A 14127-nucleotide genomic window follows, 5' to 3' on the forward strand; every position below is an offset into this window, starting at 1 on the left:
CAGTATCCTAGCACCCTCTCGCCCGCCGACGCTAAGACCTAGCGGGCAGCCCCAAAGGTTAAAAAACGAATGAATGCTCTTGCCCGCCGCGCTGCAGGCCTGCTGTTCAGCACAGTTTGCCTGCCATTTTCAGCCCTCGCTGCCGATCCGCAACCGACCCATGAGTTCACCCTCGACAACGGTCTGAAGGTTGTCGTGCGCGAAGACCATCGCGCGCCGGTGGTGGTTTCCCAGGTCTGGTACAAGGTCGGCTCAAGCTACGAGACGCCGGGCCAGACCGGTCTGTCCCACGCCCTGGAGCATATGATGTTCAAGGGCAGCGAGAAGGTCGGCCCCGGCGAGGCGTCGCTGATCCTGCGCGACCTCGGCGCCGAGGAGAACGCCTTTACCAGCGACGACTTCACCGCTTACTACCAGGTGCTGGCCCGCGACCGCCTGGGCGTCGCCTTCGAATTGGAGGCCGACCGCATGGCCAGCCTGCGCCTGCCGGCCGACGAGTTCGCCCGCGAAATCGAAGTCATCAAGGAAGAGCGTCGCCTGCGCACGGACGACAAGCCGATGTCCAAGGCCTACGAACGCTTCAAGGCCATGGCCTACCCGGCCAGCGGCTACCACACGCCGACCATTGGCTGGATGGCCGACCTGGACCGCATGAAAGTCGAAGAACTGCGCCATTGGTACCAGTCCTGGTACGTGCCGAACAACGCCACGCTGGTGGTGGTCGGCGACGTCACCCCGGATGAAGTCAAGACGCTGGCCCAGCGCTACTTCGGCCCGATTGCCAAGCGCGACGTGCCACCGGCGAAGATCCCGCTGGAACTGGCCGAACCCGGCGAGCGGCAGATCACCCTGCACGTGCAGACACAATTGCCGAGCCTGATGCTGGGCTTCAACGTACCGAGCATCGCCACGGCCGAAGACAAGCGTTCGGTCAACGCCCTGCGCCTGATCTCGGCCCTGCTCGACGGCGGCTACAGCGGACGCATCCCGACCCAACTGGAACGCGGTGAAGAACTGGTGTCCGGCGGCTCGTCGAGTTACGACGCCTACACCCGGGGCGACAGCCTGTTCACCCTGTCCGCCACCCCCAACACGCAGAAAAACAAATCCATCGCCCAGGCTGAAGCCGGCCTGTGGAAACTGCTCGAGCAGTTGAAGACCACTGCACCGTCCGCCGACGAACTGGAACGGGTACGAGCACAGGTCATTGCTGGCCTGGTCTACGAGCGTGACTCGATCACCAGCCAGGCCACCGCCATCGGGCAACTGGAAACCGTCGGCCTGTCCTGGAAACTGATGGACACCGAACTGGCCGAACTGGAAGCGGTCACGCCGCAAGACATCCAGAACGCCGCCAAGCTGTACTTCACCCGCGAACGTCTGAGCGTCGCCCATGTCCTGCCACTGGAGACGACTCATGAGTGAGCGTAAAAAACCACGTTTGGCCCTGCTGGGCCTGATCGCTGTCGCCCTGATCGGGTCGGCTGCCTTCTATTTCTCGAAGACCGATGAATCCATCGCCAGCGAAGCGCTGGACAAGGCCAAGTCCAGCCAGAAGCTGCAATCGCTGGCCGAGCTCGACGGCAAGACGCCCAGTCGGCGCACCCTGAACGTTCAGAACTGGAGTACCGCCGAAGGCGCCAAAGTGCTGTTCGTCGAGGCTCGCGAGCTGCCCATGTTCGACATGCGCCTGATCTTCGCCGCCGGCAGCAGTCAGGACGGCGATGCGCCGGGCCTGGCGACGCTGACCAACGCGATGCTCAACGAAGGCGTTGCCGGCAAGGACGTGAGCGCCATCGCCGAAGGGTTCGAAGGCCTGGGGGCCGACTTCGGCAACGGCGCGTTCAAGGACATGGCGCTGGCCTCCCTGCGCAGCCTCAGCGCTGTGGACAAACGTGAGCCCGCACTGAAACTGTTCGCCGAGGTCGTCGGCAAGCCGACCTTCCCCGCCGACTCGTTCGACCGCATCAAGAACCAGATGCTGGCCGGCTTCGAGTACCAGAAACAGAACCCCGGCAAACTGGCCAGTATCGAGTTGATGAATCGCCTGTACGGCGACCACCCTTACGCCCATGCCAGCGATGGCACGGCGAAAACCATTCCGGGCATTACCCTGGCGCAACTCAAGGCCTTCCATGAGAAAGCCTACGCGGCGGGCAACGTGGTGATTGCGCTGGTGGGCGACCTGTCGCGTGCCGAAGCCGAAGCGATTGCCGCCCAGGTGTCCAGCGCCCTGCCAAAAGGCCCGGCGCTGGCAAAACTGGCGCAGCCGGTTGACCCCAAGGCCAGCATCGGCCACATCGAGTTCCCGTCCAAGCAGACCAACCTGATGCTCGCGCAACTGGGCATCGACCGGGACGATCCGGATTACGCCGCCCTGTCCCTGGGCAACCAGATCCTCGGCGGCGGTGGTTTCGGCACCCGCCTGATGAGCGAGGTGCGCGAGAAACGCGGCCTGACCTATGGCGTGTACTCGGGCTTCACCCCGATGCAGGCGCGCGGCCCGTTCATGATCAACCTGCAGACCCGCGCCGAGATGAGCGAAGGCACACTCAAGCTGGTGCAAGACGTGCTGGCCGACTACCTCAAGACCGGCCCGACCGAGAAGGAACTCGAAGACGCCAAACGCGAACTGGCCGGCAGTTTTCCGCTGTCCACCGCCAGCAACGCGGACATCGTCGGCCAACTCGGCGCCATGGGCTTCTATAATCTGCCACTGAGCTACCTGGAAGACTTCATGCAGCAATCCCAGAGCCTGACGGTCGAGCAAGTCAAAAACGCACTGAACAAACACCTGAGCGCGGACAAGATGGTCATCGTCACCGCTGGCCCGACCGTGCCGCAAAAGCCGTTGCCGGCCCCCACTGACAAACCTGCCGAGCAACCGCTCGGGGTTCCGGAGCATTAATGGCTACCCGTCCTAAAAAACCTGCGCAAAACGTGCACAACGGTGTGAACCAGCTGCGCATCATCGGCGGCGAATGGCGCAGCCGCAAACTGAGCTTTCCCGATGCGCCGGGGTTGCGCCCTACCCCGGACCGGGTACGTGAAACCCTGTTCAACTGGCTCGCACCCTACGTGCCCGGGGCCAGGGTGCTCGATCCGTTCGCCGGCAGCGGTGCGCTGTTTCTCGAAGCGCTGTCCCGCGGCGCAGCCACGGGCCAGGCGCTGGACGCCAGCCATGTGGCGGTGTCCAGTCTGAAGGAACACCTGGGCACACTGCGCTGCACCAACGGCCAGGTGCAGACCGCCGACGCCCTGCGTTATCTGGAAACCCAGCCCGCCAGCGCGTACGACCTGGTGTTCCTCGACCCACCGTTCAACCAGAACCTGCTGCCGGCCGTGTGCACGTTGCTTGAAGAGCGCCAATGGCTGGCGGCCGACGCCTGGATCTACACCGAAAGTGAAAGCGCCCCCTCGACGCTCGGTCTGCCGGGTAACTGGCGCCTGCACCGCGAGCAGAAATCCGGGCGCGTGTACTACTCGTTGTGGCAACGTATGGCAGAGATCGCTGGTTAACCGACCGGCCTGAAAGGTGCGCACAGGTTGCGCACCGCTGCATCGAGAGCAATCGTGTCCCTTCCGTCAGAACGCTTCAGCCCCGCCTTCGGCCTTGGCAACCCGCACTTGCAGACCTTGTGGGGGCCGCTCTGGCGCAAAACCACGCACATCGAACGCGAGCGCGAACGCTTTTGGCTCGAGGATGGCGACTTCCTTGACCTGGACTGGCACGGCCCGCACAACGCCGATACCCCACTGGTGCTGCTGTTGCACGGCCTGACCGGCTCGTCCAATTCACCCTACGTGGCCGGCCTGCAAAAAGCGCTGGGTGCCCAGGGCTGGGCCAGCGTAGCGCTGAACTGGCGTGGTTGTTCGGGCGAGCCGAATCTGTTGCCGCGCAGCTATCACTCCGGCGCCAGCGAAGACCTGGCCGAAGCCATCAGGCACCTGCGGGCCAGGCGGCCCCTGGCGCCGCTCTACGCGGTCGGCTATTCGTTGGGCGGCAATGTTCTGCTCAAGCACCTGGGCGAGGCCGGCAGCGACAGTGGCGTGCTCGGCGCCGTGGCAGTGTCGGTGCCGTTTCGCCTCGATCAATGCGCAGACCGTATCGGCCAGGGTTTCTCCAGGGTCTATCAGGCGCACTTCATGCGCGAGATGGTCGCCTACATCAAGAACAAGCAACGCCAGTTCCAGCATGACGGGCGCGAGGATGGCCTGGCGAAACTGGCCGCGCTGGGCTCGCTGGAAAACATGCGCACCTTCTGGGATTTCGATGGCCGGATCACCGCGCCGCTGCACGGTTTCACCGACGCGCAGGACTACTACCGCCGTGCCTCGAGCCGTTATTACCTCGGCGAGATTCGCACGCCGACGCTGATCATCCAGGCCGCCGACGACCCGTTCGTGTTCCCCCACAGCCTGCCCCAGGCCGAGGAGCTGTCCGCCTGCACGCAGTTCGAGCTGCATGCCAAAGGCGGGCATGTCGGCTTCGTCGATGGCTCGTTCCGCCACCCGGGTTACTACCTGGAACGACGCATACCGCAGTGGCTGGCCGCACAGGGGCATGCGTGACATGAACACCGGGGGTGAATCGATCCGTTTCTGGCAAACCGCGCCGCTGGCGGGGGTCGAGCTGTTGTCCGCGCGTTACATCGAGCACCGCTTTGCCCCTCATGTGCACGACGGTTTCGTGATCGGCATGATCATGGCCGGCGCCCAGCGCTATCGCTATCGCGGTGCCGAGCACCTGGCGGGCAGCGGCACGCTGGTGCTGATCAACCCCGATGAAGTGCACACCGGGCACAAGGGCACGGAAGACGGTTGGTTGTATCGGGCGTTTTATCCCGACAGCGGGCAGATCCTCGCGCTGCTGAACGAACTTGAACTGCCCACCCACAGCTTGCCGGCGTTTGGCGCCACGCTCTATCGCGATCCGGACCTGGTCAAGGGGTTCTGCCAGTTGCATCGCCTGCTCGAAAGTCCGGCCAGCGCGCTGCAACAGCAAACCGCCTGGCGGGAACTGATGCTCTCGTTGCTGCAACGCCACGCGGCTGTTGCGGACCCTGGAAAACCCGGCAAGGAACACCGGGCTGTGAGCCGGGCCAAGGAGTTGCTGCAGGCGCAACTGGCAGCGCCGCCATCCCTCGAAGAGCTCGCGGCAGCGGTGAACCTGTCACCGTTTCACTTTGCCCGAGTATTCCGCCACGCCACCGGCATCCCGCCGCACACCTGGCTGATGCAGCAGCGCATCGCCCGGGCGCGGACGTTATTGCAGGGAGGATGCCTGCCGCTGGAAGTGGCCACACAGTTGGGCTTCGCTGACCAGAGCCATTTGAGTCGGCAGTTCAAGCAGGTTTACGGGGTCGGGCCGGGGGCCTATCGCAGGGCGCGGCAGTTGCCAGACGCTTGAAATCACTGGAGCGCCCCTGTGGGCGCGGACTTGCTCGCGAAGCGGAGTGTCAGTCGACTGTTATGTCCGATGTCGCACCGCTTTCGCGGGCAAGCCCGCTCCCCCAATTATCACTCGCCCGTCGCGACACCACGCGCAGGATCATTGATCCACTCGCTCCAGGACCCGGCATACAACGCCCCCAACGGATAACCGGCCAGGCACAGGGCGAACAGGTTATGGCACGCCGTCACGCCGGAGCCGCAATACGCCACCAGATCGCTCGGTGAGCGGCTGCCCAGTTTCGCCGCGAACCGTTGCTTGAGCTGATCGGCCGGCAGGAAGCGCCCGTCGCTGCCCAGGTTGTCAGTGAACGCTGCGCATTGCGCACCGGGGATGTGCCCGGCAATCGGGTCGATGGGCTCGACTTCACCCTTGAAGCGTGGCAAGGCCCGGGCATCGAGCAGGGTCAGGGCCGGTTGGCCGAGGCGCTGCTGAAGCTGGTCGGCGCTGAGCAGCAGTGTCGTGTCCGGCGTCCCGCTGAAGGTGCCGCGCTGAATCTGCGGCGCATCCAGGCTCAGGGGCAGGCCCGCCGCATGCCAGGCCTTGAGCCCGCCATCGAGAATGAACACACCCTCACGCTTGCCCAGCCAGGCCAGCAACCACCAGGCCCGCGCCGCAAAGGCACCGGGGCCGTCGTCATACAGAATCACTTCGCTGTCGGCATTGATGCCCCAGGCCTGCAAACGCTCGATCAAGGCGCCAGGATCCGGCAACGGATGCCGCCCGGTCACGCCCTTGGTCACAGGCCCGCTCAAGTCACGTTCGAGATCGGCAAAGCTCGATCCGGCGATGTGCCCTTCGGCATAGCTGCGCTGACCGTAGTCCGGGTCTTCGAGGGCAAAACGACAATCAAGGATCACCCGCCCCGGCTGCTCCTTCTTCAGGTCCAACGCTTGCGGGCTGATCAATCGCGCAATGGGCATAACAGGCTCCTGTGGTGGGCGTTACCGAATCCTACCCCAGTTACCTATCCCACTTCCTCCAGCGCCTGGGCGAGCGGTACATAAAACTCTTCGAACAGGGCGTTGACCGCATCGCGGGACTGGTCCGTGACAAACCCGGCCTCCAACACCAGCACCTGGTAAACCCCGCGCTTGATCGCCTGTTCGCTCAGGTGATTGGAGTTCTCCCGCGTGGTGCACAGAAAGCGAACCCAGGACGTCAGGATGATCCAGGCATTGATCGTCAGGGATTCGATCTGCACGCGGTCCATCTTCAGGATGCCGGCCTCGACGAACCCCTTGTAGATCGCCGTGCCCTGGATCACGCAGCGCTGGGAGAAACGCCGGTAGCGCGCCGCCAGTTCCGGGTCGCTGTCGAGCAGGTGTTCGAGGTCACGGTGCAGAAAGCGGTAGCGCCACATGGCCGCCAGCAACTCCTTGAGGTAGTAGCGCTTGTCCTCGACCGTGGCGGCGCGCCCCTGGGGCGGGCGCAGGAAACTGTCCACCAGGCTTTCGTACTCACTGAACAACACGGCGATGATCGCCTGCTTGTTGGGGAAGTGGTAGTAGAGGTTGCCCGGGGAAATTTCCATATGGGCCGCAATGTGGTTGGTGCTGATGCTGCGCTCGCCCTGCTGATTGAACAACTCCAGGCTGTTCTGCACGATGCGCTCGCTGGTTTTGATCCGTGGGGCCATGACTTGAGCTTTAATTCCAGGGTGCGTTGACGGGCATCTTACGACCTATCCGCAAGGGGATAAAACAAAGCCGCGTCGGGATGTCATTTGACTTTATAGAGCATAGACTCTAAAAAGCTCTTCATCACAATAAAACCAGGGAGATGACCATGACGGCTGACATTGCCTACCTGCAGACCCTGCAGCAGCCTCTGGACGCACTCCAAAGCCTGTTCGAGGCCCAGCGCGCCGCCTACGCCGCCAACCCGATGCCGCCCGCCGCGCAGCGCCAGCAATGGCTCAAAGCCTTGCGAGAGCTGTTGAGTGCCGAGCGCCAGGCGCTGATCGATGCAATCAGCCAGGACTTCAGCCACCGCAGCGCCGACGAAACCCTGCTCGCCGAATTGATGCCCAGCCTGCACGGCATTCACTACGCCAGTCGGCACCTCAACGGCTGGATGAAGCCGTCCCGGCGCAAGGTCGGCCTGGCATTCCAGCCGGCTTCGGCCAAGGTGGTTTATCAGCCGCTGGGCGTGGTCGGGGTGATCGTGCCGTGGAATTACCCTCTCTACCTGGCCATCGGCCCCTTGGTCGGGGCACTGGCGGCGGGCAACCGGGTGATGCTCAAACTCAGCGAATCGACCCCCGCCACCGGCCTGCTGCTCAAGGAGTTGCTGGGGCGGATCTTTCCCGAAGACCTGGTGGGCGTGGTGCTGGGTGAAGCCGACATCGGCGTCGCGTTCTCCCGCCTGCGCTTCGATCACCTGCTGTTCACCGGAGCCACCAGCATCGGCAAGCACGTGATGCGCGCCGCCGCCGAGAACCTGACACCGGTCACGCTGGAATTGGGTGGCAAGTCCCCGGCCATCGTCTCCCGCGATGTGCCACTCAAGGACGCCGCCGAACGCATCGCCTTCGGCAAGACCCTCAACGCCGGTCAAACCTGCGTGGCCCCGGACTACGTATTGGTGCCGGAGGACCGCGTAGGCGCTTTCGTCGAAGCCTATCGCCAGGCGGTTCGCGGGTTTTATCCGACCCTTGCGGATAACCCGGACTACACCGCAATCATCAACGAACGACAACTGGCTCGGCTCAGCGGCTACATCAGCGACGCCACCAGCAAAGGCGCGCTGCTGATTCCGCTGTTCGATCAGGGCCAGCGACGCCGCATGAACCACAGCCTGCTGCTCAACGTCAGCGACGAGATGGTGGTGATGCAGGACGAGATCTTCGGACCGTTGTTGCCGATCGTGCCGTACACCGATCTTGATCAGGCATTTGCCTACATCAACCAGCGACCGCGCCCACTGGCGCTGTACTACTTCGGCTACGACAAGCGCGAACAAAACCGCGTGCTGCATGAGACCCACTCCGGTGGGGTGTGCCTGAACGACACCTTGCTGCACGTCGCCCAGGACGACATGCCCTTCGGTGGCATCGGCGCCTCGGGCATGGGCCACTACCACGGCCACGAAGGCTTCCTGACCTTCAGCAAGGCCAAGGGCGTGCTGACCAAGCAGCGCTTCAACGCCGCAAAACTGGTTTACCCACCCTACGGCACATCCATTCAGAAACTGATCCAGAAGCTGTTCATCCGCTAACGATTCACTGCTCGGGCAATAACAACAATGAACCCAGGCCTGTCCGATCCACCCGCGCTGTCACGGCGCGGCCTGCTGCAATTGAGTGTCGGGGCCACGGCGTTCCTGGCCACGGCCGGGCTGGGCGCGAGCCTGAGCGGCTGTTCTTCGGGCCTTTCGGCCAACGGTTTTGCGATATTGCGCAGCGCCGACCTGTTGTTCCTGCGGGCGCTGATCCCGGTGATGCTCGAAGGTGGCGTGGCCGCCGAGCAAATGCCGCAAGCACTCGAAGGCACCCTGAAAACCCTGGATACCGGCCTGGCCCACCTGTCGCCGGAAATGCTCAAGCTGACCCGTCAATTGTTCGATGTGCTGGCCATGGCCGTGACCCGCGGGCCCTTGACCGGCATCTGGGGCAGTTGGGAGAACGCCAGCCCCGAGCAGATGCGGCACTTTCTCCGACGCTGGGAAAACAGCTCGTTGACCCTGTTGCGCATGGGGCACAGCTCATTGCAGCAGATGGTGATGATGGCGTGGTACAGCCGTCGGGAGTCGTGGGCGCATTGCGGGTACCCCGGGCCGCCGGTGGTCTGATCGACCGAGTCGACTCCATCGCGAGCAGGCTCGCTCCCACAAGGGTCTGAGGCGGCCTTGCAACCCCTGTGGGAGCGAGCCTGCTGGCGATAGCGATTCCAGGAACGACACAGCTCTTAACCATAAAAACAAGAGAACCCAAGATGCCCGTACCCGACCCGTTCCGCGAAGGCATGGCCCGTGGCTGGAAAACCCGCAACGGCGCGCAACTGAACGAAGACCTGCACCTGGAGGCCGACGTGGCCATCATCGGCAGCGGCGCGGGCGGCGGCACCACGGCGGAGATACTCAGCGCCGCCGGCTACAAGGTGTTGCTGATCGAAGAAGGCCCGCTCAAGACCAGCAGCGATTTCAAGTTGCTCGAAGACCAGGCCTACACCAGCCTCTATCAGGAAGGCATAGGCCGCATGAGCAAGGACGGTGCCATCACCATCCTGCAAGGCCGTGCGGTGGGCGGCTCGACCCTGATCAACTGGACGTCGAGCTTTCGCACCCCGGACCCGACACTCGAACACTGGGCCCGGGAACACGACGTCCGGGGCCACAGCCCGGCCGACATGGCGCCCTGGTTCGAGGCCATGGAACAGCGCCTCGGCGTCGCGCCCTGGCGGGTTCCGCCCAACGCCAACAACGACGTGATCCGCAAGGGCTGCGAGCAACTGGGGTACGCCTGGCACGTCATCCCGCGCAATGTGCGCGGTTGCTGGAACCTTGGTTATTGCGGCATGGGCTGCGCGGTCAATGCCAAGCAGTCGATGCTGGTGACGACGATTCCGGCGACCCTGGACAAGGGTGGCGAACTGCTCTACCTGGCCCGCGCTGAAAAACTGCTGATCAAGGACGATCAGGTCACCGGCCTGCAATGCGTGGCGATGGACGAGCGCAGCGTGGCGCCCACGGGCACGACCATCACGGTCAAGGCCAGGCATTACGTGCTGGCCGGAGGCGGGATCAACAGCCCCGCGCTGCTGTTGCGGTCCGACGCGCCAGACCCGCACAAGCGGCTGGGCAAACGCACGTTCCTGCACCTGGTGAACATGTCCGCCGGGTTGTTCGACGAGGTGATCAACCCGTTCTACGGCGCGCCACAGTCAATCTACTCCGACCATTTCCAATGGCGGGACGGCACCACCGGCAGGATGGCCTACAAACTCGAGGTGCCGCCCCTGCATCCGGCCCTGGCCGCCACCCTGCTCGGCGGCTTCGGCCAGGACAATGCGCAACGCATGGAACAACTGCCCCATACCCATGCCATGCTGGCGTTGCTGCGCGACGGTTTTCACCCGGACAGCCCCGGCGGCAGCGTCGAGCTGCGCGGCGACAACACGCCCGTGCTCGACTACCAGGTATCGCCCTACGCCTGGGATGGGGTGCGCCGAGCCTTCCACAGCATGGCGCAGATCCAGTTCGCCGGTGGCGCCCGGGCCGTGATGCCGATGCACGCCGATGCCCGCTATGTGAACACCCTGGCCGAAGCCCGCACGCTGATCGACGGCCTGAGCCTCGAGTTGTATCGCACACGCCTGGGCAGCGCCCATGTGATGGGCGGTTGCGCCATGGGCGAAGACCCGAAAAAGGCGGTCACCGACAGCCTTGGCCGGCATCATCAACTCCGTAACCTGTCCGTTCACGATGGCTCGCTGTTCCCCACCAGCATTGGCGCAAACCCGCAATTATCAGTCTACGGACTGACCGCGCAACTGGCGACGGACCTTGCCGAACGTTTGAAAACGCCCTGAAAAGAGTGATTATTGCGATGGTCTATAGTGCTTTCTTACCGATCAGGCGACTTGGCCGACCGGGACGGCTGCGATACCATCCGACTCCCCAACGGACTCCCGCCAGGACGACGCGATGAACCGAGTGTTGTACCCAGGTACCTTCGACCCTATTACCAAGGGCCATGGCGATCTGGTCGAGCGTGCCTCGCGCCTGTTCGATCATGTGATCATCGCCGTTGCCGCCAGCCCGAAGAAGAACCCGTTGTTTCCCCTGGAACAGCGTGTGGAGCTGGCCCGCGAGGTCACTAAACATCTGCCGAACGTGGAAGTGGTCGGCTTTTCGACACTGCTCGCACATTTCGCCAAAGAAAAGAACGCCAATGTGTTCCTGCGTGGCTTGCGCGCGGTATCGGACTTCGAATACGAATTCCAGCTGGCCAACATGAACCGTCAGTTGGCGCCGGATGTGGAAAGCCTGTTTCTCACCCCGTCCGAACGTTATTCGTTCATTTCCTCGACGCTGGTCCGTGAAATCGCAGCCCTGGGCGGCGATATCACCAAGTTCGTCCACCCTGCCGTGGCCGATGCCCTGACCGAGCGCTTCAAGAAATAACCCTGCTGGAGCCAGCCTGCTGGCTCCAGCAGCGCCAATGCGGCACAATTACGCCCATTGGTTTATTGCGCCATGGTTGTCCGCCCCGGCTGGAGTTAGCATGTCCCTGATCATCACCGACGATTGCATCAATTGCGACGTCTGCGAACCCGAGTGCCCGAACGCGGCGATTTCCCAAGGCGAAGAGATCTACGTGATCGACCCGAACCTGTGCACTCAATGTGTCGGCCACTACGACGAACCCCAGTGTCAGCAGGTCTGCCCGGTGGACTGCATCCCGCTGGACGAGGCGCATCCGGAAACTGAAGAGCAGTTGATGGAGAAGTACCGCAAGATCACCGGGAAGGCGTGAGTCTTTTACCGTCTGTGGCCCCCTAATCGCGAGCAGGCTCGTTCCCACGGGAAGTGCACTTCAACGGTGGGAGCGAACCTGCTCGCGATCGGGCAAAAAAATGTCTGATTCACTCCCGCTGCTCGAACCCCTCCCCGATACACCCCAGGCACCGCACGAACGCCGCTTTGCCCGGATCGACCACCAGCGCCTGCCCCGCATCGCCAACATTGCCGCCAAGCGCGGTAAACGGCAGGGACACCACGAACGCCCCCGCACCGATCACCGTGGCCACGACCAGCAAGGGACGGGCGATCAGCAGGTCGCCGAGCATGGCGTACGCCGGGGGATTCTGAATGGTGTAGCGCGGGTCGCCGCTGCCGGTGTTGGACGCCAGCACCGGCGTACCGACGCTCAGCAGCACAACAACGGCAAGGGTTCGAAACAGGTTCATGGCACGGTCCTTCGACTTGGCAGTGGGAACACTGACTATAGACCGTAGGGCGTTTCAGCTCTGGCAACGCGGGCAAAACACGCTGGCGCGCTGCCCGAGCTTGACCTCTCGCAACGCCGTCCCGCAGACCTTGCACGCCTCGCCACCACGGCCATAGACGAACAATTCCTGCTGGAAATAACCGGGCTGGCCATCGCCGCCGATGAAATCGCGCAGCGTGGTGCCGCCCCGCTCGATGGCGGCCGCCAGAATGCGTTTGATCTCGATGGCCAGCTTGAGGTAACGCGCCCGGGATATGCTTTTCGCCTCGCGCCGCGGGTCGATACCGGCCGCGAACAACGCTTCCGTGGCGTAGATATTGCCGACGCCCACCACCACCGCGTTGTCCATGATGAACGGCTTGACCGCCATCGAACGCCCCCGGGACTGCTGGAACAGGCGCTCGCCGTCGAACAGGTCGGTCAGCGGCTCCGGCCCCAGGCGAATCAGCAACTCGTGGTTGAGCGGATCCAGGCTCCAGAGCATTGCACCAAACCGGCGCGGGTCCGTGTAGCGCAGGGCCAGGCCCGACTCCAGTTCGATATCCACATGCTCGTGCCTGGCGGCCGGCATACCGATTTCCACCAGGCGCAAATTGCCCGACATGCCCAGATGGCTGATCAGCGTGCCCACTTCGGCATTGATCAACAGGTATTTGGCGCGCCGCTCGACCAGCACGATGCGCTGGCCGGATAGCCGCACATCGAGGTCTTCGGGGATCGGCCAGCGCAGGCGCCGGTCACGCACGATCACCCGACTGACGCGTTGGCCCTCCAGGTGGGGCGCGATCCCGCGACGGGTGGTTTCGACTTCCGGCAGTTCAGGCATGGTGCTCTCGGATCAGGCGCCCACGGTACTCAGTGGTGAGTGCCCAGGTCGCGAATCGTTTGTTTGAGGGTTTCGAAGTCGTAGTCCGACAGCCCCACGTAGTCGAGCACCAACGGCGCGATGCAGTTCCATTCGTGGTCCTCGGTCTGGTTGCCCAGCACCCGGTAGGACGCACAAATGTGTTCGGCCATCTTCAGGATCGCCAGCAGGTTTTTCAGCTGGCTGTTGCGTGAAGATTCATCGCGGAAGATCGCCAGCGCATTGTGGTGATTGGCAATCGCGGTGCTCACGTGCTCCGGCAGGCGCCAGGATTTGGCCGTGTAGTAACCGACCACCGCGTGGTTGGTGTTGAACACCCGGTTCTCGGTGTCCACCACCCGGCATTCTACGCTCGCGCTGGCGTAGGCCTCTTCCAGCACCGTCATGTAGTTCGGAAAGCGCTGCAGCATCAGCGGCACGCCGCAGTCGTGGAACAGGCCCAGCGCGTAGGCTTCATCACCGGCCTCGACGCCAATGCGCTTGGCCAGGGTCAGGCAGGTCATCGCCACGTCCTGCGCGGTGTCCCAGAAACGGTTCAGGGTGACGATGGTGTCATCGTTCATTTCACCCTTGATCGACTGCGCGTTGATCAGGTTGATGATCGACCGGCTGCCCAGCAGGTTCACCGCACGCTGAATCGAGGCGATCTTGTTGCTCAGGCCGTAATACGGCGAGTTGACGATTTTCAGCAGGGAGCCGGAGAGCCCCGGGTCCTGGGAAATCAGCTTGGCGATCACCTCGAGGTCCGGATCGGGCATGTACTGCTCCATCTGCAGATCCACCATGATCTGCGGCTGGGCGGGCACGCTGATGCCTTGCAGGGACTGTTGGATCTGTTCGGAAGTCAGTTCTTGGGAC

At 63.4% G+C, this 14127-nt stretch carries 15 protein-coding genes; 10 read left to right on the forward strand and 5 right to left on the reverse strand.

The window, feature by feature from the left end; genetic code table 11:
* Window positions 1-69: 69 nt before the first annotated feature.
* Genes IB249_RS17240 through IB249_RS17260 form a run of 5 tightly spaced genes read left to right on the forward strand, consistent with a single transcriptional unit; the run spans window position 70 to window position 5410 of the window.
* A complete protein-coding gene (locus IB249_RS17240) occupies window positions 70-1425 on the forward strand; it encodes a M16 family metallopeptidase (protein WP_192306854.1) in 1356 nt (451 codons plus the stop codon).
* Window positions 1418-2908, forward strand: a complete 1491-nt coding sequence (locus IB249_RS17245) for a M16 family metallopeptidase (protein ID WP_192306856.1) — start codon at window positions 1418-1420, stop codon at window positions 2906-2908. The genes IB249_RS17240 and IB249_RS17245 overlap by 8 nt, the downstream gene beginning before the upstream one ends.
* The gene (gene rsmD / locus IB249_RS17250; protein WP_192306858.1) at window positions 2908-3519 is read left to right on the forward strand and encodes a 16S rRNA (guanine(966)-N(2))-methyltransferase RsmD; all 612 of its coding nucleotides are present in this window, start codon (window positions 2908-2910) and stop codon (window positions 3517-3519) included. The genes IB249_RS17245 and rsmD overlap by 1 nt, the downstream gene beginning before the upstream one ends.
* A gap of 54 nt (window positions 3520-3573) precedes the next feature.
* Window positions 3574-4572, forward strand: coding sequence for a hydrolase (locus IB249_RS17255; protein ID WP_192306860.1), 999 nt, complete (start codon window positions 3574-3576; stop codon window positions 4570-4572).
* A gap of 1 nt (window position 4573) precedes the next feature.
* A complete protein-coding gene (locus tag IB249_RS17260) occupies window positions 4574-5410 on the forward strand; it encodes an AraC family transcriptional regulator (protein WP_192306862.1) in 837 nt (278 codons plus the stop codon).
* 110 nt (window positions 5411-5520) lie between these two features.
* Here the strand turns inward: IB249_RS17260 and IB249_RS17265 are convergent, their stop codons facing one another.
* A complete protein-coding gene (locus IB249_RS17265) occupies window positions 5521-6375 on the reverse strand; it encodes a sulfurtransferase (RefSeq protein WP_192306864.1) in 855 nt (284 codons plus the stop codon).
* Between the two features lie 44 nt (window positions 6376-6419).
* On the reverse strand, window positions 6420-7091 hold the full coding sequence (locus tag IB249_RS17270) for a TetR/AcrR family transcriptional regulator (RefSeq protein WP_192306866.1): 672 nt from the start codon (window positions 7089-7091) through the stop codon (window positions 6420-6422).
* 149 nt (window positions 7092-7240) lie between these two features.
* On the opposite strand from IB249_RS17270, the gene IB249_RS17275 reads away from it, so the two are divergent.
* The 5 genes from IB249_RS17275 (at window position 7241) to IB249_RS17295 (ending at window position 11930) form a co-directional block, all read left to right on the forward strand.
* A complete protein-coding gene (locus tag IB249_RS17275) occupies window positions 7241-8671 on the forward strand; it encodes a coniferyl aldehyde dehydrogenase (protein ID WP_192306868.1) in 1431 nt (476 codons plus the stop codon).
* Window positions 8672-8698: 27 nt separating this feature from the next.
* Window positions 8699-9244 (forward strand): twin-arginine translocation pathway signal protein, encoded by a 546-nt coding sequence (locus IB249_RS17280; RefSeq protein WP_192306870.1) that lies wholly within the window; start codon window positions 8699-8701, stop codon window positions 9242-9244.
* Between the two features lie 143 nt (window positions 9245-9387).
* Window positions 9388-10983 (forward strand): GMC family oxidoreductase, encoded by a 1596-nt coding sequence (locus IB249_RS17285; RefSeq protein ID WP_192306872.1) that lies wholly within the window; start codon window positions 9388-9390, stop codon window positions 10981-10983.
* A 115-nt stretch (window positions 10984-11098) separates the two neighbouring features.
* Complete coding sequence (coaD, locus tag IB249_RS17290) at window positions 11099-11578, forward strand: pantetheine-phosphate adenylyltransferase (protein ID WP_045059801.1); 480 nt, start codon at window positions 11099-11101, stop codon at window positions 11576-11578.
* 100 nt (window positions 11579-11678) lie between these two features.
* On the forward strand, window positions 11679-11930 hold the full coding sequence (locus tag IB249_RS17295) for a YfhL family 4Fe-4S dicluster ferredoxin (protein ID WP_003195146.1): 252 nt from the start codon (window positions 11679-11681) through the stop codon (window positions 11928-11930).
* Between the two features lie 109 nt (window positions 11931-12039).
* Here the strand turns inward: IB249_RS17295 and IB249_RS17300 are convergent, their stop codons facing one another.
* Genes IB249_RS17300 through IB249_RS17310 form a run of 3 tightly spaced genes read right to left on the reverse strand, consistent with a single transcriptional unit; the run spans window position 12040 to window position 14075 of the window.
* A complete protein-coding gene (locus IB249_RS17300; RefSeq protein WP_192306874.1) occupies window positions 12040-12363 on the reverse strand; it encodes a multidrug transporter in 324 nt (107 codons plus the stop codon).
* Between the two features lie 54 nt (window positions 12364-12417).
* A complete protein-coding gene (gene mutM / locus IB249_RS17305) occupies window positions 12418-13230 on the reverse strand; it encodes a bifunctional DNA-formamidopyrimidine glycosylase/DNA-(apurinic or apyrimidinic site) lyase (RefSeq protein ID WP_192306876.1) in 813 nt (270 codons plus the stop codon).
* A 29-nt stretch (window positions 13231-13259) separates the two neighbouring features.
* Window positions 13260-14075 carry an HDOD domain-containing protein gene (locus IB249_RS17310; protein ID WP_192307365.1) on the reverse strand — a complete coding sequence of 272 codons (816 nt, stop codon included), beginning with the start codon at window positions 14073-14075 and terminating at the stop codon, window positions 13260-13262.
* Between the last annotated feature and the right edge of the window lie 52 nt (window positions 14076-14127).

Origin of the sequence: Pseudomonas sp. PDM04, assembly GCF_014851765.1 — a bacterium.
In the GTDB taxonomy this organism is placed as follows: Bacteria; Pseudomonadota; Gammaproteobacteria; order Pseudomonadales; family Pseudomonadaceae; genus Aquipseudomonas.

Bases quoted from the DNA above. Each gene is read 5' to 3' on its own strand.
- IB249_RS17285 (WP_192306872.1), top strand. From the start codon at position 9,388: ATGCCCGTACCCGACCCGTTCCGCGAAGGCATGGCCCGTGGCTGGAAA.
- IB249_RS17300 (WP_192306874.1), bottom strand. From the start codon at position 12,363: ATGAACCTGTTTCGAACCCTTGCCGTTGTTGTGCTGCTGAGCGTCGGT.
- mutM (WP_192306876.1), bottom strand. From the start codon at position 13,230: ATGCCTGAACTGCCGGAAGTCGAAACCACCCGTCGCGGGATCGCGCCC.
- coaD (WP_045059801.1), top strand. From the start codon at position 11,099: ATGAACCGAGTGTTGTACCCAGGTACCTTCGACCCTATTACCAAGGGC.
- IB249_RS17280 (WP_192306870.1), top strand. From the start codon at position 8,699: ATGAACCCAGGCCTGTCCGATCCACCCGCGCTGTCACGGCGCGGCCTG.
- rsmD (WP_192306858.1), top strand. From the start codon at position 2,908: ATGGCTACCCGTCCTAAAAAACCTGCGCAAAACGTGCACAACGGTGTG.
- IB249_RS17260 (WP_192306862.1), top strand. From the start codon at position 4,574: ATGAACACCGGGGGTGAATCGATCCGTTTCTGGCAAACCGCGCCGCTG.
- IB249_RS17265 (WP_192306864.1), bottom strand. From the start codon at position 6,375: ATGCCCATTGCGCGATTGATCAGCCCGCAAGCGTTGGACCTGAAGAAG.
- IB249_RS17245 (WP_192306856.1), top strand. From the start codon at position 1,418: ATGAGTGAGCGTAAAAAACCACGTTTGGCCCTGCTGGGCCTGATCGCT.
- IB249_RS17240 (WP_192306854.1), top strand. From the start codon at position 70: ATGAATGCTCTTGCCCGCCGCGCTGCAGGCCTGCTGTTCAGCACAGTT.
- IB249_RS17295 (WP_003195146.1), top strand. From the start codon at position 11,679: ATGTCCCTGATCATCACCGACGATTGCATCAATTGCGACGTCTGCGAA.
- IB249_RS17270 (WP_192306866.1), bottom strand. From the start codon at position 7,091: ATGGCCCCACGGATCAAAACCAGCGAGCGCATCGTGCAGAACAGCCTG.
- IB249_RS17275 (WP_192306868.1), top strand. From the start codon at position 7,241: ATGACGGCTGACATTGCCTACCTGCAGACCCTGCAGCAGCCTCTGGAC.